Source organism: Nocardia sp. KT25-26 (assembly GCF_056627695.1).
This window is the reverse complement of record NZ_CM152813.1, coordinates 102,646-124,182: the sequence shown is the minus strand read 5'-3', so window position 1 is coordinate 124,182 and position 21,537 is coordinate 102,646. Positions and strand designations below refer to the sequence as shown.

The following is a 21,537-nucleotide window of genomic DNA, read 5'->3' as shown; positions in this document are numbered from 1 at the left end:
CGATGACCACCCATATCCTCACCGACACGTCGATCATGCTGCGCCGCAACCTGCTGCACGCGCGCCGATACCCGAGCCTCACCATCAGCACGGTGCTCATGCCGGTGCTGTTGCTGCTGATCTTCAACTACGTCTTCGGCGGTGCGCTGAAACAATCCACCGGCGGCGAATACATCGACTATCTGACGCCGGGCATGATGATGATGATTCCGGCGATGCTCACCGCCGGTGTCGCCGTGACGGTTTCGATGGACAAGACGAAAGGCATCGTCAACCGGTTCCGCACCATGTCGATCTGGCAGCCGTCGGCGCTGGCCGGGCAGGTGATCGGGGCGGTACTGCAGGCACTGGCCGCCACCGTCGTGATGATCGCCGTGGCGGCGCTGATCGGCTTCCGCACGGATGCCACCGTGCTGGAATGGCTCGCCGCCTTCGGCGTGCTGGCCCTGATCGCATTCTCGCTGACCTGGCTCGCCGTCGCCATGGGTCTGCAAGCCGCGAACCCGGAGGCTGCCAGTAATATGCCGATGCCGCTGATCTTCCTGCCCTTCCTGGGCAGTGGTCTGGTCGCCACCGACACCATGCCGACCGGGATGCGCTGGTTCGCCGAGTACCAGCCGTTCACCCCCTTCACCGAGACCGTGCGCGGCCTGCTGATGGGCACCGAGATCGGGGCGAACGGGGTGCTGACGCTCGCCTGGTGCGCCGGCTTCACCGCGGTCGGTTTCCTCTGGGCGATGGCCGGTAACCGCAAGACCGCCCGCTGATCGACACCAGCTGCGCCCCGTGCCGCCGCACGGGGCGTTGCGGCGTTCGTCAGTTGCGTTCGAGTTCGATCGGATGGGTGGCCAGCAGCGAGGTCGGCAGCGGCTGGCGGCGCAACACCCGGGCCCACAGATCCCGGCGGTCGGTGCCGATGGCATCGTCCGGGCGGGCCGATACCACCAGCCAGTCCCGGTTGGCCAGCTCGCCGTCCAGCTGGCCCATGCTCCAGCCGGCATAACCGACGAACACCCGGACACCCTCGACGTACCGGGCGATCAGATCGGGGTCGGCATCCAGATCGACCAGGGCGATCCGGCCGTCCACCCGGCGCAGGTCCCGGATCCCGTCGATCGACGCACCCGTCCGCACCGCGGCCAGGCAGATCGCCGCATCCCGTTTCACCGGGCCGCCGATATAGAGCACCTCCGGGTCGGCCACCGCCGATGTCCACCTCGGGAGGACATCGGCAACCGGTGTCTCGCTGGGCCGGTTCAGCACCACCCCGAGCGTGCCGGCGTCGTTGTGCTCGATGACGTACACCACGGTGCGCCGGAAGGCCGGTTCGGTCAGCTCGGTCGAGGACACCAGCAGGCTCCCCGCGCGCACCCCGTACTCACCGTCGCCGGAGCCGCGGCGTGGGTGATCTCCGGGTCCGCCTCGGGTCCGGCGGTCGTCGGGGTCGTCTCCGCGTGCCACCGAGCCATCATCGCACCGGATGGCCCTCCAGCGCTCGTAGGAATGTCCGATCTGCGACGAATCGGACACAAATGCCGGCGCTCCGGCGCGGGTAGGGTCGCGGTATGCCAGTGCCCGAGGTCCTGCTCGACAACAGCGATGCCGTCTACGACTACTACCTCCGCCATCGGCAGAACCGACTGCAGGCCTGGGGCGCCTACGCACTGCTGGGCCGGCGGTATCGGCCTCGGATCCGGTACGCGGACGGGGTCCCGGACCAGCTGCGCGCCCTGCTCCGCAGCGGCCGGCCGGTGATCTACGCGCTGAACCACCTCTCCCACCACGACCCGTACACTGTGGCGGCGGCCGCCTGGTGTTCGCCGCTACGCCGGAAGATCGGCCGGGTGCGGGTACTCGCCAAGGACGAGTTGTTCGTCGATCCGGAACAGCGGCGCAAGGTCGACATGATGGGTGGCATTCCGGTCTTCCGCGGCAAGGATCACGGCATCCGGGCGGTGAACGCGGCCGCGCAGCAGATGATGGACGTCTGCGGTCAGCGGCTGGCGCACGGTGACCATCTGGCCATCTTTCCCGAGGGGACCTGCAACGATGTCGATCCGGCGCGGGTGCAGGCGGTGGGCAGCGGGATCGGGCACATCGCCTTCCGCGCGGCCAAGCTGGACGCGCCGCCGGCGCTGGTCAGTCTCGCGATGAGCTACGGTCCGCGCCCGGATCCGGCCGTCGAGCCCACCCGGGAAGAGGTGGTCTCGGCGGTTTTCTACTTCCGGCCGCCGGTGCTCGAGCTGCCGACCCGGCCGGCCGAGATCGCCCGCCTGGTTCGCGATGATCTGCAACTCGCCGTGGACGGTGCGGTCGCGCACTACTGAACCGGCTACTGCGGCAGCCCGAACAGCGGCCGGGCCCGCTGCGGCACCATCGAGACGTAGCCGGGATGGGTCTCCACGAAGTGCAGCACCACCGGGCACAACGGCAGCACGCTGAACCCCTCCGCCCGGCTGCTGTCCAGCGCCGCCCGGATCAGCACGTTCGCCAGGCCCTGTCCCTCGAACTGCGGCCGGATCTCGGTGTGCACCAGCGCCCGCTCCGGACCGGTGTCCTGGTATTCGATATAGCCGGCGGGCGTGTCGCCGACCGTCAGTTCGAACCGCTCCAGCCCAGGGTTCTGCCGCACCTCGGTCGCCATGCATGCACGCTACTCCCGTAGTCGTCCCTACGGTCGCAGGTGTGCCCGGGCACGCCCACCCGGTCAGGCCGACAGCGGCGTGATCGCGTCGATCTCGGCGCGGTGCCGGTCCTTCGCCACCGCGATGTCGTAGTCGGCCTGAATGTTGAGCCAGTAGCGTTCACTCAACCCCAATGCGCGGGACAGTCGGATCGCGGTCTCCGGTGTGATCCGGCGCTTTCCGTGCACGATCTCGTTTATCCGGCGTGGCGGTACCCCGATGGTGTGTGCCAGACGGTACTGGGAGATCCCCATCGGCTCCAGAAAGTCCTCCAGGAGGATTTCGCCGGGAGTGATCGGTTCGTGGGCCTTGTCATCCATATCGATCATCCTCAGTGGTAGTCCACCAACTCGACGTCCTCCGGCCCGGCCGGAGTCCAGCAGAAATAGATCCGGTATTGGCTGTTCACCCGGATGGAGTGCTGTCCGGTTCGGTCGCCGACCAACTTCTCCAAACGGTTGCCCGGAGGTATACGAAGATCCTCCAGGACCACTGCGGCGTTGAGTTGCCGCAACTTCCGTTGCGTCATCCGTTGTAGATCCGGTCCCAAGCCGCGTACTCGTTCTCGATTCCAGACCTTCTGTGTAGCCGAGTCGGCGAAGGATCGGATCACCTGACAATAGTAACGCGATGCGTTATCAACGTCCAGGGTGGCGTCTTGCGGTGGCGGAGCCGGGCGGTGGGGCGGAGAATGCCGGAACACCTCCTGACTGTGGTGGTCGGCAGGGACGGTGGGTCGGGCGGCTGAGGAGACGGCGTGGTGGAAGTGGTGCTGGCACCGGACAAGTTCAAGGGGTCGCTGACGGCCGCTCAGGTGTGTGCTGCGCTGGCCGAGGGGATCGTGGCCGACTGCCCGCAGGCACGGATCCATCAGGTGCCGGTCGCCGACGGCGGCGACGGCACGGTGGCGGCATTCCTGGCGGCCGGGTGGCAGCGAGTGGCGGTGACGGCACCGGGACCGACCGGGGTGCCGGTGGAAACGGCCTACGCCCGGCATGGGGACAGTGCGGTGATCGAGCTGGCGGATGTCGTCGGCCTGGCCCGGTTGCCGGGTGGCCGGTTCGATCCGCTGGGTGCGAACACCTACGGGCTGGGGGTGGTCATCCGGCAGGCGCTGGACGACGGAGTGCGCGATATCGTGCTCGGCCTGGGCGGCAGTGCCTCCAGTGACGGCGGCGCCGGGATGCTGCGGGCGCTCGGGCTGCGGATTCTGGGGCCCGATGGGCGGCAGATCGGTTCCGGCGCAGCGGATCTGCGGGATGCGGTGACCCTGGACCGGTTCGGTATGCATCCCGCGCTCGCGACGACCACCGTCACCCTGGCCTGCGATGTGGACAACCCGCTGCTGGGCCCGGCCGGGGCGGTGGCCGTCTACGGCCGGCAGAAGGGGGTCGGCCCACAGGACCGGCCGATTCTCGAGGCGGCGCTGGACAATTGGGCCGAACTGCTGGGTCGCGAATTCGCCGGGCAACCCGGGGCGGGTGCCGCCGGCGGCACCGGCTTCGGTGTGATGGCGCTGCTGAACGCCCGCATGCGCAGCGGTTTCGAGGTCGTCGCCGAACTGCTCGAACTCGACAGCCTGATCCAGCGTGCCCACCTGGTGGTGACCGGCGAAGGTGCCCTCGACGAACAGACCCGGCACGGCAAAGCGCCTGCCGGTGTCGCATCCGCGGCCCGCTCGGCGGGCCGGCCGGTCGTCGCCGTGGCGGGACGGATCCTGCTCACCGCCGAAGCCTTGTCGACCGCCGGCTTCACCGCCGCCTATGCACTCACCGATCTGGAACCCGACCCGGCCCGCTGCCTGAGCGACGCCCGCCCACTGCTGGTCCGCACCGGCCGCCGGCTCGCCGCCGCGCACCTGGCCGAAACCCGTTCCACGGCGCCACCCGAGCATGGCTAGCGCGCTGCCGAACCGGGACCGGGCCGACGACCGTTACCGTGGATTATGGCCAGTGCATCGGTTACCCAGCGGCGGGCGCGCCGTGAACAGTTGCGGGAGTTCCTCCGGTCCCGGCGGGCCCGGGTCACGCCGGACGAGGTCGGGCTGGTGGCGGCGGGCAAGCGCCGGACACCGGGGCTGCGGCGGGAGGAGGTCGCCGTGCTCGCCGGGGTCGGAGTGTCCTGGTACACCTGGCTCGAACAGGGGCGCGACATCAACGTTTCGGCCGAGGTGCTGGACGCCATCGGACGTGCCCTGTGCCTGACCGAATCGGAGCGTGCGCATCTTTATCTGCTGGCAGGGCTGAACCCGCCGGTCGCAGCGGAAACGGCCGCGATGGTCGGGCCGGAACTGCGCGATCTGCTGTCGGCCTGGCTGCCCCGGCCCGCGGTGCTGCGGGACCGCTACTGGAACCTGCCGGCGGTCAACGATGCCGCCCGCGCCGTCTTCGGCTACACCGACACCGACCACAACTGCCTGATCAGTTTCTTCACCAACGCCCGCTACCGCGGTATGCACGACCGCTGGGCACAGATCGCGCCTGAGGTGGTCGCGGCATTCCGGGCCGACCTGGCACATGCGCCGGGCGATCCGCAGTTCCGGCGGGTGATCGACGATCTGAGCGCGATCAGCCCGGAATTCACCGATCTGTGGCACCGCCACGATGTCGCGGCACCGGGAACCGGCGTCAAGTCGATCCGGCACCCGGAAGCGGGGGAACTGCACTTCGACACCACCACGCTGACCGTCGCCGATCAGCCCGGCCTGTCCCTCGTGCTCTACAACCCGAAGCCGGGTACCGCTACCGAGGCCCGGCTGGAACCGCTGCTGCGCATCCACCTGGCCGCCTCGGCCTGATCGAAGGTGGTGCTGGTACGCCCAGCATCACGGCGCACTGTCCGGCGGGACCGGCCGCGGGCAGGCTGAACGACATGACACACGACGCTCTCCGATTCGACGACAAGATCGCGCTGATCACCGGCGGAAGCAGCGGGATGGGACTGGCCACCGCCCACCGCCTGCTCGACGAGGGCGCCCGGGTGGTGATCACCGGCCGGGACAAAGCTCGCCTGGATGCGGCGGTCGAGCACCTGGCTGCCGGTGACCGGCTGCTGGCCGTTCCCGGTGATGCCGCCGACCGCGCGCAGCTCGCGGCCCTGGCCGAGACGATCCGGTCCCGGTACGGCCGCCTCGACGTATTGTTCGCGAATGCCGGGGTCGCTTCGTTCGGACCGATCGGCGAGGTCACCGAAGCCGAGTTCGCCCGCGTGGTGGACATCAACTTCAAGGGGGTGTTCTTCACGATCCAGGAGATGCTGCCGCTGCTGCCCGACCGATCCGCGATCGTGCTGAACGCTTCCTGGACGCTGCACCGCGGTCTGCCCGTCGGGACGCTCTATTCGGCGACCAAGGCCGCCGTGCACAACCTGGCGCACACCCTGGCCGCCGAGCTGGCGCCGCGCGGGATCCGGGTGAACTCGGTGAGCCCGGGCTATATCGAGACCCCGATGTACCACGGCGCGATCACCGCCGAGCAGGAGCCGGGCATCGTTGCCGGGATCGCGGCGGGCCGGCTCGGCACGGCCGACGAGGTCGCCGATGTCGTCGCCTTCCTCGCCTCGGCCGAGGCGGCCTACGTCAACGGCCAGGACCTGATCATCGACGGCGGGCTGGTGGCCGCCGTGCCGGAAGCCGCCTGACCGCGGTCAGCCTGCCGCGGCGAGGTTGTCGAGCATTTCGGCGCGATGCCGGTTTCCCCACTGCTCGAGGGAATCCAGCGCGGTGGCCAGCTCCCGGCCGGCGGGGGTGAGCGAGTATTCCACGCGGGGTGGGATCTCCGGGAAGATCTCCCGGCGGACCACCCCGGTGGTCTCCAGGTGCCGCAAGTTCTCGGTGAGCACCTTTTCGCTCACGCCGGTGAGCAGGCGGCGCAGCTCGCCGAATCGGCGCGGACCATCGGCCAGTGCCCACATCAGATGCATTCGCCATTTACCACCCACGACATCGATCGCGATGCTCATACCGCAGGGCTCGGCGGGGCCGTGGCTCGCGTGATCCCGGTCACTGTCGCTGCTCACCGTGGACTCCTGACCTCATTGCGTACCTCGACGTAAGGATCCGCACGTCAATGTGCGTTCTTGTCGAGTCTAGCGGGGCGAACGAGCATCGTTCGTGGCGCCGGAACGACTCCCGCCGAGCGCCCGAACGGCCCCAGTGAGCAAAGGAAACAACGCGATGTCGCAGCAGCAGACCCCCTCGGTGACGGTGATCGGGCTCGGCCCGATGGGACAGGCGATGGTCCGGGCGTTCCTCGCCGCCGGTACCGAGGTGACCGTGTGGAATCGCAGTACCGCCAAGGTCGACGCCATGGTGGCGCTGGGTGCGAAACGGGCGGAAACGGTCGCCGACGCGCTGGCGGCCAACCGGGTGGCCGTCATCAGCCTGACCCACTATGCCGCGATGTACGACGTGCTCGGCCGGGCCGAGGAACAGCTGGCCGGGAAGGTGATCGCCAACCTGTCCTCCGATTCGCCCGAGCAGGCCCGGGCCGGCGCCCGCTGGGTGCGCGAACGTGGCGGTGAGTTCCTCTCCGGTGGGGTGATGTCGGCCGGTGATGTGCTCGACCATCCCGCGTCCTACATCTTCTACAGCGGACCGGAGGCGGTGTTCGACGAACATGCCGAGCTGCTCCGGCCGTTGAGCCCGGCGGAGTATCTGGGCCCGGACGACGGTGCGGCGCAGGTGTTCTATCAGGCGCTGCTGACCACCTTCCACCCGTGGCTGCTCGGCTTCGACCAGGCGTTCGCGCTGATCGAGAAGTCGGGCAACGATATCGGCCGGTTCCTGCCGTACGCGCTGAAGTTCAGTGGCATGTACCAGTTCTTCATCGAACAGGGTGCGCAGGCCGCTCTCGCAGGTGGTGCCGGCGATCTCGCACATCTGAAGATGATGGATGCCGGTGCGCAGCACATCATCGATGCGAGTACAGAGGCCGGTGTCGATGCTTCGCTTTCGCGTGCGGCCCAGGCGATCTGGCGGCGCGCTGTCGCGGCGACCGAACAGGCCGGTGCTCCGGTTCCGGCCTACCGGGTGCTTCGCGATGCCGAATGAGCGGCGCGGCGCCGCACAGCAATAGGCTGTGCGGCGCCGCGGTCTCAGCTGCCGATCCGCGGGAACGGAGTGATCGAGAAGATCACTTCCACCGGCACCTCGAAATACCCGGCGATCCGCAACGCCAGATGCAGGCTGGGGCTGTACTCACCACGTTCGAGGTACCCGATGGTCTGGTAGTGCACCTCGAGGGCGTCGGCGAGTTCCCGGCGCGAGATGCCGCGTTCGGCCCGCAACATGGCGATGCGGTTGTGGATCGTCTCAGTAGACACTCGACAAGGCCTTCTCCCGTCTGGCCGCGACGCGGGAACCGGATTCCAGGCGGGCCATCCGGCGCAAAACCGCCGGTGCGATCAGCAGCCCGACCACCGCCCAGATTCCCAGTACCGCAGCTGTTTCCAGATGTCGCCAGCTGCCCTCGAGTTCGATCGCCGCGGCCTGCTCCGGCAGCAGCGCCGAACGCATTCCCAGACCGAGCCAGTAGACCGGGAACACCTGCGCCACGCCCTGCAACCAGCCCGGCATCGCAGTGATCGGGTAGAAGATCCCGGAGATGGCGACCACGCCCATCAGCGGAATCGTCACGAAGAACAGGCTGCGCGGGTTGTCGAAGATCGAACCGAGGATGGCTCCGGCGGGCAGGACGGCCGGCAGGCCGAGCGCGACCACCCAGACCAGCGTCGGCCAGGAGATGCCGCCCGGCGATACGCCGTCGATGATCACCATGCCCACGGCGAGCAGGATAGCGAGCTGGGTCAGTAGGGACGCCGTGCTGACCCCGAGCTTGCCGATCAGATAGCCGATCATCCCGTTCGGGGTGGTCTTGGCCCGCAGCAGGGTCCCGTCCTCGCGGTCGAGGACCAGATACTGTGCGATCAGATATATGCCGTTGAAGGCCATGATCATGCCGATCACGCTCGGCAGGCCGAGCTGCCCCAGCGTCCACTCGCTGTCCTGGAAGCTGCTGTTGCGCATCAGGAACAGCACGCCGAGCATGATCAGCGGGGAGAACAGCACGCCCGCCAGATCCTCGCCGTTGGTGAACAGAATGCGGATCTCGGTCCCGGTCCGGCGCAGGCCCGCGCGGACGGCGTTGACGGTCGGGTTCATCGGACCAGCTCCTCGAGCGTGTGCAGGTCGGTATCGCCCCGGTCCGTTTCGTAGCGCCGGACCAGGGTGGTGTAGGTGTCCGCCAGGGAGGCCCGGCGCACCTCGAGATCGTCGATATCGGTGCCGAACTGCTGGAACAGTTGGTGGACGAACGGGGTCGCCTCGGTGGTGCCGTGCACGAACCGCTGGCCGTCCCGGCTCCAGCGGATCTCGGTGCGGCCGGAGACCCGGCGGGACAGCTCGTCGGCCGAGCCGTCGGCGATGATCCGGCCGCCGGCCAGGATCAGCACCCGGTCGGCCAGCTTCTCGGCCTCGTCCAGGTCGTGGGTGGTGAGCAGGACCGTGGTGCCCTGTTCGTCGGCGAGCCGGTGGACGAGTTCGTGGAACTGCTGCCGGGCGTCCGGGTCCAGGCCTGCGGTCGGTTCGTCCAAGAAGAGCAGTTCGGGCCGGCCCACCACGCCGATGGCGACATCGAGCCGGCGGCGTTGACCGCCGGACAGGGTGGCGATCTTGTCGCCGGCGCGATCGGCGAGCCCGACGACGTCGAGCAGTTCGTCGGGGTCCCAGGGCCGCACCGGGGTGCGGGCATCACGATACGGCAGGTAGTAGGACCCCAGCTGGGCCAGTAGTTCCCGCACCCGCCATTTGCTGTGGTCGCGCCAGGACTGCAGCACCACGCCGATCCTGGCCCGCCATGCCTCGTCCCCGGCCTCCGGATCGATCCCGAGTACCTCGACGCGCCCGGCCGACCGTTTCCGGAATCCCTCCAGGATTTCGATCGTGGTGGTCTTGCCGGCGCCGTTCGGGCCGAGCATGACCAGCACCTCGCCGCGGTGGGCGGTGAAGCCGACTTGGCGCAGCACCTCGGTGTCGCCGTATCTCATCTGGAGGTTCTCCACGTCGAGAACCTTCCCCGGTACATCTACCACTGCTTCCTCCCGGTAGTGGCTCAGCTACTGTTTGTAGTATACCTACTACATTCCGCAGCGCAATCATTATCCGAGGATCGGAGGTTCAGGAGAAGGGAGAGCAGTGCTCTTGTTTTATGGGGGCAGCCCTGTCATGCTTCTGTGCAGAAAACGAGAGCAGTGCTCACACAAGGAGCTGTCATGGACGCCACCACCCGACACATCCGCGCCGGCCGAGCCGAAGCCGCGTTCAACAAGATGATGGGGCTGCTGCCCAGGTTCGGGATCGGGGTGGCCGGGGCGCAACTGCTGGCAGTACGCGGTCGCAGCAGCGGGGAGTGGCGGACCGCCATCGTCAATCCGCTGATCATGTCCGGTGGGGCGCGCTATCTCGTCTCACCGCGGGGGCGCACCCAGTGGGTCCGGAACCTGCGCGTGGCGGGTGCCGGGGAGCTGCGGCTGGGCCGGAAGGTATCGGCGTTCGCCGCCACCGAGGTCGACGATGCGGACAAGGTCGAGGTGCTGCGCGCCTACCTGCAGCGGTGGGGCTGGGAGGTGGGTGCCTATTTCGAAGGTGCCACTGCGGATTCCACCGACGCCGAGCTGGCCGCGATCGCACCCGGTATGCCGGTCTTCCGGATCGGCTGACGATTCAGCGGCGCAGCACCGTCGCGGCGAGGAACTCGACGGCCGCGGCGTAACCCTGGATACCCATCCCGGCGAGCACGGCCGTCGCGATGGGGGAGACGAACGAGTGCCGCCGGAATTCCTCGCGGGCGTGCACATTGCTGATGTGCACCTCCACGATCGGCACCTCGGGTATCACCAGCGCATCGCGCAGCGCCACCGAGGTGTGGGTCAGGCCGCCGGGGTTGATCACGATCCCGGCGGCCTCGCCACGGGCCCGGTGGATCCGGTCGATCAGGGCGCCTTCGTGATTCGACTGGAATGCGACGATGCGGCGGTCGAACCGGGCGGCGGTCCGCTCGCACAGCGCGACGACGTCGTCGAGTGTGTCACTGCCGTAGACCTGCGGCTGACGGGTTCCGAGCATGTTCAGGTTCGGCCCGTTGAGGACCAGAATCGGGCCGTCCACGGGCGCCGGACTGTCTGCCATGCGGGCCACCTTAGACGAGCCGGTGGCGCGGCTGCCGGAACCGCCCGGTCCGGCGTCCGTGCCGGGAACCCGGCCGCCTCGCGGTCCTCGGGAGGGCGTCGGCCCGGATTCGGTTCTACAGTCCGGTCGGTCCCTCGGCGCGCAGATCGTCCACCTTGCGCATCGCTTCCCGCAGTTCGGCCAGCCACGCCTCGGCGTGCTTACCGGCCAGTCGCACCGTCCATGCCAGTGCATCGGACCGGGAGCGGGCCACCCCGGCGTCGACGAGGGTGTCCAGCACCTGCCGTTCGGGCTGCCGCAGCCGGGTCATCACCGGGACGGCCAGGTGGGTGAACAGCTGCACTTCCCCGTCGACCCGAACTCCCCAGGCCACATTGCGCCGATAGCGCTGCTGCGCCTCGTCCGCGATGCGCATCCGGTCCGGGCGGGTTGTATCCCGGAACCGGGCGACGGCACCCTCTTGGGTGGCGGCCGGGACGGGTTGCTCGCCCGCGCCGACCTCCGGTGGTCGCAGCTCGCCGATGACGACGATCTCGTCCCGATCGATCCGGACCTCCGGCGGGCCGCTGAACCAGTCCTCGGGCAATCGGCCGGCGAACCAGTCGGGGGCGTCGGTGGCATCGGGCAGATCGGCCTGTTGCCAGCCGCCGGGCCGGCCGACGCCGCGGCCGCGATGGGTATTCCGCATCGGAATCACCTGCTTACCAACTCGCGTTGCTTCGGTGATTACAAGATTACACCCATTCGCCGGAGATGGTTCAGCCTGCAGTGAACGGCTAGGTGCGCATCGCTTCCAGGGGACCGTGGAGGGTTGATCGGACCACCGATCGGGTACTTCTGAAAGGAATCGCCGAACAATGCCGAATGTGCACTACTCGCGGGGGTTGCCGGTACGGTATGCGCGCTGGTTGTTGCCATCCGGTCGGCCGGTGTTCGTCGATCACGCCTTCATCGAGGGGAGATTTCGGGCACAATCGAGATACTGAGCATGGGTAACGTCCTGTGTCACCGGGACATCGCAAGCGGGTCGGCTTCCGGTACGGTGGTCTCGTTACCGGAGTGGCAAGAGTGAAGAGTGGGCGATATGGATGTGTGGGGATCCCGCCGCTTCCGCGTCCGGGGTGGATGGGCAATGGTCGGGGCGATCGCCCTTGTCGTCACCATGGGTGCGTGCGGAGTGGGCGGGGAACCGTCCGAGCCCGAGGCGATCGTCGATCGGTTCACCGAGTTGCTGGACGATCAGGACTACGAGGGCGCCGGTGCCCTGACTTCCTATCCCTCGGCGGCTACGGCAACCATCAAGCAAATGTTCGAGGGGTTGCATCCGGGCACCGTCGACTACGAGAAGACCCAGTTCATCGAACTCGATCGGACACAGGGTCTGTTCAGTATGGACGTGGCCTGGAATTTCGGTGAGAACCGGGACTGGAAGTACACCCTCGAAGGCATCGTCCGGAAGCTCTCGGTCGGTTGGCGGATCACCTGGAATCCGTCGATCGTGCTGCCACAGCTGGAGGGCAACCGCACCGTGGAGTTGGTGCGGACGATGCCGGAACCGGCGCCGAAGATCACCGACCTCGCCGGCGATCTGCTGATGACCGAGCAGACCATCAATGTGATCAAGATCGACCCGAAGCAGACCCATGACATCGTCGCCACCACCGACGGCCTCTCCGACGCCATCGCCGTGGTCGCCCCGCTGATCACCGGTGAGTCGCTGCGCGAGGAACTGGCCGCCGCCGACGGTGAACCGATCGTCGCGGTGAACCTGCGCGAGGGCGATTTCAACATCCTCGAACCGCGGATGGCCCGGGTGCCCGGCGTCGTGATGGAGAAGGAGCCGCGGTTGATCGCGGCCGACCGCCGCACCTGGTCGCCCATGCTGGACTCGCTGCGCGAAGTGTGGAAGCAGAACCAACTGGACCATTCCGGCTGGGCAGTGCGGATCTTCGAACCGGACGGCAAATTCGTCGAGGAGGTCGCCGGGTATCAGGGGCCGCCCGGCCCGGACATCTCCGCCACCATGGACCAACGGCTGCAGCGCGCCGCCGAGGACGCGGTGGTGAGTGTCGGGACCCCGGCCACGCTGGTGGCGATACAGCCCTCCACCGGTGCGGTCGTCGCGGTGGCCCAGAACAACTACGCTGCCGAGCAGGGGCCGGTGGCGTTCACCGGGCTCTACCCGGCCGGTGGCGCCGCCGATCTGTTCCGGTCGGCGGCCGCTGCGGGCACCGGCGAACCGCGGGACAAGGTCTCCGGCGAACAGATCACCGAAGCGGCCAATGCCCTCGGTGTCGGCGTCGATTTCGAGGTACCCGGCCTGGAGGAGGTCACCGGACGGCTCGGCAACGGCGGCGATGCCGAGCAGGTTCGTCAGGGCGGTGCCGGTAACGGTATCCAGGTCAGCCCGTTCGGGATGGCTATCGCGGCCGCCACCATCGCGTCCGGCAAACTGGCGCCGCCGATGATCGAGGCGGGCGTGCCCGGGACCACCGCGGCGCCGATTCCCGAGCTCTCCTCGGCGGCCGTCGACCGGCTACGCAGGATGATGCACGAGGGAATCGGCAAACCGGAACAGACTCCGCTGCGGGGCTACCGCGATGTCATCGCCTACTCCGCGACCGCCGGGCCGGACGGCTGGCTGATCGCGGCGATGGGGGATCTGGCGTTCGCGATCCACATCGACGATATCGACAGCGGCAATGCCACCGCCCGGATGGCGGCCCGGTTGCTGCAGTCCCTGTCCACCCCGGAATAGTGGCGCAGCCCGGTGCGTGTCCTCGCTGGTCGCGTGGGGTGTTACCCGGTCGGCCGACCGGCTGGGTTCGCTAGGCTGTCCGGGTGAACAAGTGGACGGCGGGTGCTGCCGATATTGCGCTGGTGATCGTCTTCTGCGCGATCGGGCGGCGCAGTCACGACGAGGCGGTGCTGGCGGGTCTGGCGAAGACGGTATGGCCGTTCGCCGTCGGACTCGCGGTCGGCTGGCTGGTGGCCGCTGCGGTGCAGCGGTGGGGATACCGGACGCGCTTCGATGCCACCGCCCTCTGGCCCACCGGGGTGCTGATCTGGCTGGGCACTCTCGGCGGCGGCATGCTGCTGCGGGCGGTCAGCGGCCAGGGCGTGGCACTCAGTTTCGTGCTGGTCGCCGCAACAGTGCTGGCCCTGTTCCTGCTCGGCTGGCGGGGCGCGGTCCGGGCGCTGGGCTGAGCTCCCGGGCTGCTATTGCACCCGGCGCTGCTCGAATTCCTTCGTGTATTCGGCGTCGTCCGCCTGCGGGGTGCGGAACAGGAAGGCGAAGACGATCCAGCCGACGATCGCCACCAGGACGAAGCTGACCAGCCGGTAGACGAATGCCGCGGCCACCGCCTGGGCGGCCGGCAGCCCGGCACCGGCGGTCAGGCCGTAGATCAGGGTCGCGTCCACATAGACGATTCCGCCGGGTGCGAACGGGATGGATCCGACTGCCTTGCCGGCGGTGAACGCGATCAACAACCCCGAGAGCTTCGGATCGGCCCCGACGGCATAGCAGGCGGCACCGAGGCAGGCGACGTCGGCGAGTCGGTGCACGGCCGCCCAGCAGGCGACCATGATGCCGTCCCGGCGGCCCAGCTCCACCGATTCGAGCTGATCACGGATCTCGGCGATCTTGTTCATGGCGTGGTCGGCCGGCTTCTTCCGGATCCGGTTGATCCGGCCGACCACCCGCCGCAGTACCAGTTCCAGGGTGCCCGGACGCCGGGCCAGGTAGACCCCGGCGACGATCAGCACCGTCATCATCACCAGGGAGGCGATGAGTTTTATCCCGATCCCGTTGCCGACCAGGACGGCACCGCCGATCCCCAGCGCGGCCAGGCCGGCGGCGGCGACCGCACCGGAGAACACCAGCTGCCAGGACGCCACCGCCGGGCTCGCGCCCCAGCGGCGGGTCTGCCGGTAGGTGAAGGTCGTGGAGAACACCTGCCCGGCCGGCAGGGTCAGTGCCATGGCGGTCGCACCGTAGACGACCGAGACCGATCGGCGCTGGGTGACCGCTACGCCGCCGGCGTGCAACAGCTGCTTCTGCACCCGGCCGAAGCCGCTCATCGACAGTGCCTGCAGCCAGATGCAGACGAACAGCCAGCCCCAGTGGATCTCGGTGAGCTTCTGCCAGGATTCGTGCAGCCGCGGCCACAGATAGGCGCCCTCGCCGATCAGCAGGGCCAGCAGCGCTGCACCCAGCACCCAGGTGATCCAGCGGAATCGCCGACGACCGGTCCGGCGAGCCGGTTGCTCGTCGGCCTGGTCGAGGCGCTCCGTCACGCCGATCAGCCTAACGAACGGGCTTGTTCGGAGTCCGGCGCATCGGCCGCGGACTCGCCGGAGTGCGGCCAGGCGAGCCGGGTCTTGCGGCGCCGGCCGCGTAGCTGGACCTCGTCACCGGTCTGCCAGTGCTCCTGTTCGTCCTCGTCGGCGAAGTACAGTGCACTGCCGGAGGCCAGGACCCGGCCGGGCCGGTCCTTGGCCAGTTCGGTCAGCCGGGACGCCTCGTTCACCGGGTCGCCGATCACGGTGTACTCGAACCGGTTGGCGCCACCGATGTTGCCGGCCACCGCCAGCCCGGCCGAAACGCCGATCCCGATGTCCAGGCCGGGCACCGCGCGCAGTGCGGTACGCAGCTCGCGGGCCGCGGCCAGGGCGGCGGTCGGGGCGTCGGGACGGTCCAGTGGTGCGCCGAAGATCGCCAGCGCGGCATCGCCGACGAACTTGTTGACGAACCCGTGGTGCCGGTCGATCACGTCGACCACCACCCGGAAGAACTCGTTGAGCAGGCTCACCACTTCGGTGGGCGGGCGTTCCGCGGCGGTGGCGGTGGAACCGACCATATCGACGAACAGTACCGCCACGAATCGCGTCTCGCCGCCCAGTTCGGTGCCGTAGGCCAGGGCCCGCCGGGCGACATCCTCGCCGACGTGCTGACCGAACAGCTCCTGCAGTTTGCGGCGCTTGTCCGCCTCCTCCATCATCCGGTTGAAGCCGACCTGCAGCAGGCCGATCTCACTGCCGTCGAACACCTCCACCTGGACATCCCGGGCACCGGCCTGCACCCGGTCGACGGCCTGGGTGAGCTGCTGGATCGGATCGGAGATGCTCGAACCGGTGAGCATGGACAGCGCCAGCGCCTGCATGATCACCACCCCGCAGAGCAGCACGATCGAGATCGCCAGCGAATTCGCCGAGAAATTGACATCGGTGGAGATCTGCGTCACGCAGAGCAGCACGATGGCGATGGTCGGCGCGAAGGTGCCCATCCCCCAGGTCATCGCCATTCGGGTACCCACGCCGGGCGTGAGCGTCTCGTCGAAGGTGCCTTCGGTCAGCGCCTCGGCGGCCACCGGCCGGAGAATGCGCTCACCGAGCATGTAGGTGAACCCGAACACGATGGTGGCCGCCATACATTCGGTGACGACCACCGCGAAGGCCAACTCCGGCGATTCCACGATGACCAGGCCGGCCAGGATGCCGCCGCCGACGATCCAGAGCACCAGATGCAGGATCGCCTGCCGCAGCGGCGCGTGCAGGGCGGCCATCTGCTCCTGCTTGTTCGGCGGCCCGCCGCGCATCTGCCAGCGCATCACCGGGCGCAGCATCAGCGCCGACGCGCCGACACTGAACACCGCCGCGGTGCAGAACACCAGCAGCGGAGCCAGCAATCCGGCCTGACGTACCCCGTTCTGCTGTCCCTCCGGCGCGGGCAGGCCGTACTGGATGAATGCCCACACCAGCATCGCACCGAAGGCGTTGGCCAGCAGCATCGACGTGAGATACAGCGGCCAGCGCGTTCGCATGGTCTGTTTGACCGCTTCCAGTGGCGCCGACACGACCACCAATCTAGCGTTCGAGCCGATAGGCTTCCGAAGGTGACCGAGACGAAGATCGATTCCGTGGGTCCGGGATCGTTCCGGCATTCCGACGCTGCCGCCGTTCATCCGCTGGTCCGGAAGGCGGCGGCGTGGTCGTGGCGGCTGCTCGTCATCTTCGCGGCGTTGATCGCGGTCGCCATGGTGGTGCAGAAGTTCGCCACGGTGGTGATCCCGGTGGCGATCGCGTTGCTGGCGGCGGCGCTGCTGGCGCCGCTGGTCGACTGGTTGCAGCGGGTGGGCATCCCGCGGCCGATGGGCGTGTTCGTTGCGCTGGTCGGCTCGATCGGCGTGGTCGCCGGGATCCTGACCTTCGTGGTGGAGCAGTTCGTGGCTGGTGTGCCCTCGCTGTCCAACGAGTTCACCGCGAGTGTCGAATGGATCCAGGACTGGCTCATCGACGGTCCGTTGCATCTGAGCGATGAACAGATCCGCAATGCCGGTGACACGATCGTGCAGACCATTCAGGACAACCAGGACAGTGTCACCAGTGGCGCGCTGACCACCGCGACCGCGATCGGGCACATCCTCACCGGCACGTTCCTGACGCTGTTCATCCTGATCTTCTTCCTCTACGGCGGCGACCAGATCTGGAATTTCGTCACTCGGCTGGTTCCGACCGCGCACCGGGAGAAGGTGCGCACCGCGGGTGAGCTGGGGTTCGGCACGCTGGTCGGGTTCGTCCGGGCCACGGTCGCGGTGGCGGCAGTGGATGCCATCGGCATCGGTGCCGGTCTGGCCATCCTCGGGGTGCCGCTGGCCCTGCCGTTGGCTTCGCTGGTCTTCATCAGTGCGTTCATCCCGATCATCGGTGCGTTCGTGGCCGGGTTCGTCGCGGTCTTCATCGCGCTGGTCACCAAGGGGCTGGTGACGGCGCTGATCGTGCTGGGGATCATCATCGCGGTGATGCAGCTGGAGAGCCATGTGCTGCAGCCGCTGCTGCTCGGCCGGGCGGTGAGCATCCATCCGCTGGCGGTGGTGCTCGCGATCACCGCGGGACTGGTGGTCGGTGGCATCGCGGGTGCCCTGCTGGCGGTGCCGGCCGTAGCGGTGGCCAACACGATGATCCGCTATCTGCTCGCCGACAGTCCGGAGGAGATGGTCGAGGAGCTGCAGACGGGGGAGGACCGCCGGTTGTATTCGGCCGCCCCGGACCGGCCCGACCCCGCCCGCTTCGATCTGGCCCGGATGCTGCGCAAGGAGGAACGCAGCAGCGACCGTCCCGGACCCGGCGATGCCGAATCCAGCTGAGCGGCGCATCGAATCCCTGCGCGGTACCGCGGATTTGCGGACCGGCCCGGATACCGGTACCGAATGGGAATTCCGCATTCCGATCGACTCGGGCGGGGATCGATCGGCTAGAGTGCCCCCGTCGGAAATCCGGCAAATGAGTCATCTCGAACAGAAGGGTCCTGCTCGTGAAGCGTACCGCCACTGCCATTGCCACCTTCGCGCTCGGCGCTGCCGTGCTCGCCGGCTGCGGCGACAGCGAATCCAACTCCGCCTACTGCGATGCCGTTGCCGATATGGGGGATATCAGCATGGCGTCGAACACGTCGTCGCCGGACATCGTGGCCGAGGCGCGTGAGGTCGCCGCGGTGGCGCCCTCCGACATCAAGTCGGACTGGGAGACCTACGCCGACTCGATGGAGAAGCTCAACGAAATGTCCGGCAGCATGCCGGATCCGTCCGACCCGGGTTCGCTGGAGGACCTGAGTCGGCAGGCCGAGGAGAGCCAGCAGATCTCCGACGACCTGGGCAAGGCGACGAACAACATCTCGGCGCACGTGCAGGCGAACTGCGAGGAGTGACCCTCCCGGCATGATCCGGCGCTCCGTTGTCGCCGCGCCCGCCGAGGGTGGGTACCCGAGTGGACGAGGTGGTGGCGATGACGGAGCGGCCGAGCACAGTGATGCTGGGAGACGACCACCCGATGTGGCGGACGGAAGTCTTCCGCGGTCCGACCTGATTCGGTTTCACGGTGTCCGCTACGGCGGACGGGGTGGACCCGGCAGGGCTGGAATGACCGGGAATAGGGGTTTGCCCTGATGCCGCGGGCGGCGGGCGCTCGCTACTCTCGAAGTATGGGTGGTCCCGAATCTCTTGCCGAAGGTGACCCCGCGGGAACGGCCCGGCAGCACGCCGCGGCGCCGGTCGGTGACCGGGATCTGCGGGTCTCGGATGCCGAACGTGAGCATGTCGGCCGGTTGCTGCAACGTGCGGTCGGCCTGGGCATGCTCTCGCTGGGGGAGTTCACCGAACGGATGGATACCGCCCTGGCTGCCAAGACCCGGGGTGAACTGAACACGGTGCTGGTCGACCTGCCCGGAATGCGGGTCGCCGGACCGGCCCAGCCCCCGCCGCCGCAGCCGCCCCGGTTCGCAGTGCCGCCGAAGGTCGCTGCGGCCTCGGCCGGGGTGATCCGGAGCCGGATGTCCAACGTCACCCGCAAGGGTCGCTGGCACGTTCCGCCCGCGTTGCGGCTGAACAACGTGATGTCCACGGTGACGCTCGATTTCACCGAGGCGATCATGGAAACCCAGGTGGTCGAGGTGCGGATGGACGACTACTGCACCTCGCTGACCCTGGTCGTCCCCGGCGCCGCCACCGTCGATCTGGACCGCATCGACCTGGTCGGGTCGAGTATCAGCAACAAGGTGCGCAGCGGACCACCGATGGGTCCGCTGCACATCGTCGTCCACGGCCGCCTCCGCTTCGGTTCGGTCACGGCCAAGCACCCGATCGGCACCCACTGGCGCCGGTTGCTCGGCTACTGAACGTCCCTCGCAGACCTGCCGTTTTCGGACACCTTCGGCCAGATCCGGCACGAGTAGACGCTTTTTGCGTCGTGGTTGTCCGAATACGGCAAGTCCTTGTTCCGCTGAAACGGGAACTGCCCGCGCGATACGTATCGCGCGGGCAGTTCGACAGTCCGGGTCAGCCCAGTCGCTGCTTCAGGGCATCGAATTCGTCACGGACGCCGGAGGGCAGCTTGTCGCCGATGAACTCGAACCACTCCTCGATGAGCGGCAGCTCGGCTTTCCATTCCTCGGCGTTCACGGACAGCGCCTTGTCCACGTCGGCGAGGTCGACGTCGAGGCCCTCGAGATCGAGGTCGGCAGCGGTCGGCACGTTGCCGATCGGGGTGGCCTGCGCGGCGCCCCGGCCCTCGATGCGGTCGACGATCCACTCCAGCACACGCGAGTTCTCGCCGAATCCGGGCCACAGGAAGCGGCGGTTCTCGTCCCGGCGGAACCAGTTGACGTAGAAGATCTTCGGCAGCTTGGATTCGTCGGCATCCTTGCCGATGTTCACCCAGTGGTTGATGTAGTCACCGACGTGGTAGCCCATGAACGGCAGCATCGCCATCGGGTCGCGGCGGACCGAACCGACCTTGCCCTCTGCGGCGGCGGTCTGCTCCGAGGACATGGTGGCGCCCATGAACACACCGTGCTGCCAGCCGAACGATTCGTTCACCAGCGGCACCGTGCTGTCGCGGCGGCCACCGAACAGGATCGCCGAGATCGGCACGCCCTGCGGGTCGTCCCATTCCGGTGCCAGGATCGGGCACTGCGACATCGGGGTGCAGTAACGGGAGTTCGGGTGCGCCGCGAGGGTCTCCGTCTCGCGGAGGTACCAATCGTTGCCCTTCCAATCGACCAGATGGTCGGGCTCGCCCTCCAGGCCCTCCCACCAGACGTCGTTGTCGTCGGTCAGCGCGACATTGGTGTAGACGGTGTTGCCCTTTTCCATGGTGGCCATGGCGTTCGGGTTGGAGTTGTGGTTGGTGCCCGGTGCGACACCGAAGAAACCGAACTCCGGGTTCACCGCGTACAGCCGGCCGTCCTTGCCGAAGCGCATCCAGGCGATGTCGTCGCCCAGGGTCTCGGCCCGCCAGCCCGGCACGGTCGGCTGGATCATCGCCAGGTTGGTCTTACCGCAGGCGCTCGGGAATGCGGCGGCGATGTAGTAGTTCTTGCCCTCGGGCGAGATCAGCTTGAGGATCAGCATGTGCTCGGCCAGCCAGCCCTCGTCGTGCGCCATCGCCGAGGCGATACGCAGCGAGTAGCACTTCTTGCCGAGCAGTGCGTTGCCGCCGTAGCCGGAGCCGTAGGACCAGATCTCGCGGTCCTCCGGGAAGTGGGTGATGTACTTGGTGTCGTTGCACGGCCACGGCACATCGGCCTGGCCCTCGGCCAGTGGCGCGCCCACCGAATGCAGTGCCTTGACGAACGGGCGGTCGGTGCCCATCTTGTCCAGTGCGGCCTGGCCCATCCGGGTCATGACGCGCATCGAGACGACGACGTACTCGGAATCGGTGATCTCGACGCCCAGCTTCGGGTCCTCGGCGCCGAGCGGGCCCATGCAGAACGGCACCACGTACATGGTGCGGCCCTTCATCGAGCCGCGGTACAGCTCGGTCATGGTGGCACGCATCTCGTCCGGGTCGACCCAGTTGTTGGTCGGACCGGCATCGGCCTCGGTCTTCGAGCAGATGTAGGTACGCGACTCGACCCGGGCGACGTCGGAGGGATCGGAGAGCGCCAGGAAGGAGTTCGGCTTCTTCTTCTCGTCCAGCTTCTTGAAGGTGCCGGCCTCGACCAGCTGGGTGGTCAGGCGGTCCCACTCCGCATCGGAACCGTCCGCCCACACGACCCGATCCGGCTGGGTGAGCTCCGCGACTTCCTGCACCCAGTCGAGCAGTGCTTGATGCTCGGTCGGCGCCTTGCCGTCGGATCCGCGAAGACCAGGAATGGTCGCTGAGGTCATA

25 protein-coding genes are annotated in these 21,537 nt (G+C 68.0%); 12 read left to right on the top strand and 13 right to left on the bottom strand.

All coding sequences use genetic code 11. From position 1 onward, the window contains the following. Positions 1 to 2: 2 nt before the first annotated feature. Positions 3 to 767 (top strand): ABC transporter permease, encoded by a 765-nt coding sequence (locus AC1HFH_RS00585; RefSeq protein ID WP_480245465.1) that lies wholly within the window; start codon positions 3 to 5, stop codon positions 765 to 767. Positions 768 to 816: 49 nt separating this feature from the next. On the opposite strand, the gene AC1HFH_RS00580 is transcribed toward AC1HFH_RS00585, so the two are convergent. Continuing rightward, positions 817 to 1,461, bottom strand: coding sequence for a YqgE/AlgH family protein (locus AC1HFH_RS00580; protein WP_480245464.1), 645 nt, complete (start codon positions 1,459 to 1,461; stop codon positions 817 to 819). Between the two features lie 104 nt (positions 1,462 to 1,565). Here AC1HFH_RS00580 and AC1HFH_RS00575 point away from each other — a divergent pair, with 104 nt between their 5' ends. Continuing rightward, positions 1,566 to 2,327 (top strand): lysophospholipid acyltransferase family protein, encoded by a 762-nt coding sequence (locus AC1HFH_RS00575; protein WP_480245463.1) that lies wholly within the window; start codon positions 1,566 to 1,568, stop codon positions 2,325 to 2,327. A 5-nt stretch (positions 2,328 to 2,332) separates the two neighbouring features. On the opposite strand, the gene AC1HFH_RS00570 is transcribed toward AC1HFH_RS00575, so the two are convergent. The 3 genes from AC1HFH_RS00570 to AC1HFH_RS00560 form a co-directional block, all read right to left on the bottom strand. Beyond that, positions 2,333 to 2,644 (bottom strand): GNAT family N-acetyltransferase, encoded by a 312-nt coding sequence (locus AC1HFH_RS00570; protein ID WP_480245462.1) that lies wholly within the window; start codon positions 2,642 to 2,644, stop codon positions 2,333 to 2,335. Between the two features lie 63 nt (positions 2,645 to 2,707). Further along, positions 2,708 to 3,004, bottom strand: coding sequence for a HigA family addiction module antitoxin (locus tag AC1HFH_RS00565; protein ID WP_480245461.1), 297 nt, complete (start codon positions 3,002 to 3,004; stop codon positions 2,708 to 2,710). 11 nt (positions 3,005 to 3,015) lie between these two features. Further along, entirely contained in the window at positions 3,016 to 3,297 is a 282-nt protein-coding gene (locus tag AC1HFH_RS00560; protein ID WP_480245460.1) for a type II toxin-antitoxin system RelE/ParE family toxin, read from the bottom strand. A 144-nt stretch (positions 3,298 to 3,441) separates the two neighbouring features. Between AC1HFH_RS00560 and AC1HFH_RS00555 the strand changes: the two genes are divergently transcribed. The 3 genes from AC1HFH_RS00555 to AC1HFH_RS00545 all read left to right on the top strand — a co-directional run bounded on the left by AC1HFH_RS00555 (position 3,442) and on the right by AC1HFH_RS00545 (position 6,323). Next, positions 3,442 to 4,584 (top strand): glycerate kinase, encoded by a 1,143-nt coding sequence (locus AC1HFH_RS00555; RefSeq protein ID WP_480245459.1) that lies wholly within the window; start codon positions 3,442 to 3,444, stop codon positions 4,582 to 4,584. A 45-nt stretch (positions 4,585 to 4,629) separates the two neighbouring features. Beyond that, positions 4,630 to 5,481: a helix-turn-helix transcriptional regulator gene (locus tag AC1HFH_RS00550; RefSeq protein ID WP_480245458.1), complete on the top strand. Its 852-nt coding sequence runs from the start codon at positions 4,630 to 4,632 to the stop codon at positions 5,479 to 5,481. Between the two features lie 74 nt (positions 5,482 to 5,555). Beyond that, entirely contained in the window at positions 5,556 to 6,323 is a 768-nt protein-coding gene (locus AC1HFH_RS00545) for a glucose 1-dehydrogenase (protein ID WP_480245457.1), read from the top strand. Positions 6,324 to 6,329: 6 nt separating this feature from the next. Here the strand turns inward: AC1HFH_RS00545 and AC1HFH_RS00540 are convergent, their stop codons facing one another. Then, the gene (locus tag AC1HFH_RS00540) at positions 6,330 to 6,644 is read right to left on the bottom strand and encodes a winged helix-turn-helix transcriptional regulator (protein WP_480247992.1); all 315 of its coding nucleotides are present in this window, start codon (positions 6,642 to 6,644) and stop codon (positions 6,330 to 6,332) included. 214 nt (positions 6,645 to 6,858) lie between these two features. On the opposite strand from AC1HFH_RS00540, the gene AC1HFH_RS00535 reads away from it, so the two are divergent. Then, positions 6,859 to 7,734 (top strand): NAD(P)-dependent oxidoreductase, encoded by an 876-nt coding sequence (locus tag AC1HFH_RS00535; RefSeq protein WP_480245456.1) that lies wholly within the window; start codon positions 6,859 to 6,861, stop codon positions 7,732 to 7,734. A gap of 44 nt (positions 7,735 to 7,778) precedes the next feature. Here the strand turns inward: AC1HFH_RS00535 and AC1HFH_RS00530 are convergent, their stop codons facing one another. The 3 genes from AC1HFH_RS00530 to AC1HFH_RS00520 are packed head-to-tail and all read right to left on the bottom strand — an operon-like array spanning position 7,779 to position 9,743. After that, positions 7,779 to 7,973, bottom strand: coding sequence for a helix-turn-helix transcriptional regulator (locus AC1HFH_RS00530; protein WP_480247991.1), 195 nt, complete (start codon positions 7,971 to 7,973; stop codon positions 7,779 to 7,781). 22 nt (positions 7,974 to 7,995) lie between these two features. Continuing rightward, positions 7,996 to 8,844, bottom strand: a complete 849-nt coding sequence (locus AC1HFH_RS00525) for an ABC transporter permease (protein ID WP_480245455.1) — start codon at positions 8,842 to 8,844, stop codon at positions 7,996 to 7,998. Continuing rightward, positions 8,841 to 9,743, bottom strand: a complete 903-nt coding sequence (locus tag AC1HFH_RS00520; protein ID WP_480245454.1) for an ABC transporter ATP-binding protein — start codon at positions 9,741 to 9,743, stop codon at positions 8,841 to 8,843. The genes AC1HFH_RS00525 and AC1HFH_RS00520 overlap by 4 nt, the downstream gene beginning before the upstream one ends. Before the next feature lie 210 nt (positions 9,744 to 9,953). Between AC1HFH_RS00520 and AC1HFH_RS00515 the strand changes: the two genes are divergently transcribed. Beyond that, positions 9,954 to 10,400 carry a nitroreductase/quinone reductase family protein gene (locus AC1HFH_RS00515; protein WP_480245453.1) on the top strand — a complete coding sequence of 149 codons (447 nt, stop codon included), beginning with the start codon at positions 9,954 to 9,956 and terminating at the stop codon, positions 10,398 to 10,400. Positions 10,401 to 10,404: 4 nt separating this feature from the next. Here AC1HFH_RS00515 and aroQ read toward each other — a convergent pair whose 3' ends face one another. Together aroQ and AC1HFH_RS00505 are read right to left on the bottom strand one after the other, a co-directional pair. Further along, positions 10,405 to 10,869, bottom strand: a complete 465-nt coding sequence (gene aroQ, locus AC1HFH_RS00510; protein ID WP_480245452.1) for a type II 3-dehydroquinate dehydratase — start codon at positions 10,867 to 10,869, stop codon at positions 10,405 to 10,407. Positions 10,870 to 10,984: 115 nt separating this feature from the next. Continuing rightward, entirely contained in the window at positions 10,985 to 11,557 is a 573-nt protein-coding gene (locus AC1HFH_RS00505) for a hypothetical protein (protein WP_480245451.1), read from the bottom strand. A gap of 444 nt (positions 11,558 to 12,001) precedes the next feature. On the opposite strand from AC1HFH_RS00505, the gene AC1HFH_RS00500 reads away from it, so the two are divergent. After that, positions 12,002 to 13,627, top strand: a complete 1,626-nt coding sequence (locus AC1HFH_RS00500; protein ID WP_480245450.1) for an NTF2-like N-terminal transpeptidase domain-containing protein — start codon at positions 12,002 to 12,004, stop codon at positions 13,625 to 13,627. Positions 13,628 to 13,710: 83 nt separating this feature from the next. After that, positions 13,711 to 14,076 (top strand): DUF3054 domain-containing protein, encoded by a 366-nt coding sequence (locus AC1HFH_RS00495; protein WP_480245449.1) that lies wholly within the window; start codon positions 13,711 to 13,713, stop codon positions 14,074 to 14,076. A 12-nt stretch (positions 14,077 to 14,088) separates the two neighbouring features. On the opposite strand, the gene AC1HFH_RS00490 is transcribed toward AC1HFH_RS00495, so the two are convergent. Both AC1HFH_RS00490 and AC1HFH_RS00485 read right to left on the bottom strand, forming a co-directional pair. Then, complete coding sequence (locus AC1HFH_RS00490; protein ID WP_480245448.1) at positions 14,089 to 15,168, bottom strand: lysylphosphatidylglycerol synthase transmembrane domain-containing protein; 1,080 nt, start codon at positions 15,166 to 15,168, stop codon at positions 14,089 to 14,091. 5 nt (positions 15,169 to 15,173) lie between these two features. Beyond that, positions 15,174 to 16,694, bottom strand: coding sequence for an adenylate/guanylate cyclase domain-containing protein (locus AC1HFH_RS00485; protein WP_480247990.1), 1,521 nt, complete (start codon positions 16,692 to 16,694; stop codon positions 15,174 to 15,176). Positions 16,695 to 16,766: 72 nt separating this feature from the next. On the opposite strand from AC1HFH_RS00485, the gene AC1HFH_RS00480 reads away from it, so the two are divergent. The 3 genes from AC1HFH_RS00480 to AC1HFH_RS00470 all read left to right on the top strand — a co-directional run bounded on the left by AC1HFH_RS00480 (position 16,767) and on the right by AC1HFH_RS00470 (position 19,543). Then, positions 16,767 to 18,017: an AI-2E family transporter gene (locus AC1HFH_RS00480; protein ID WP_480245447.1), complete on the top strand. Its 1,251-nt coding sequence runs from the start codon at positions 16,767 to 16,769 to the stop codon at positions 18,015 to 18,017. Between the two features lie 167 nt (positions 18,018 to 18,184). Then, positions 18,185 to 18,577 carry a hypothetical protein gene (locus AC1HFH_RS00475; protein ID WP_480245446.1) on the top strand — a complete coding sequence of 131 codons (393 nt, stop codon included), beginning with the start codon at positions 18,185 to 18,187 and terminating at the stop codon, positions 18,575 to 18,577. A gap of 273 nt (positions 18,578 to 18,850) precedes the next feature. After that, positions 18,851 to 19,543, top strand: coding sequence for a DUF1707 SHOCT-like domain-containing protein (locus AC1HFH_RS00470; protein ID WP_480245445.1), 693 nt, complete (start codon positions 18,851 to 18,853; stop codon positions 19,541 to 19,543). Positions 19,544 to 19,703: 160 nt separating this feature from the next. Here the strand turns inward: AC1HFH_RS00470 and AC1HFH_RS00465 are convergent, their stop codons facing one another. After that, a complete protein-coding gene (locus AC1HFH_RS00465; protein ID WP_480245444.1) occupies positions 19,704 to 21,536 on the bottom strand; it encodes a phosphoenolpyruvate carboxykinase (GTP) in 1,833 nt (610 codons plus the stop codon). Between the last annotated feature and the right edge of the window lies 1 nt (position 21,537).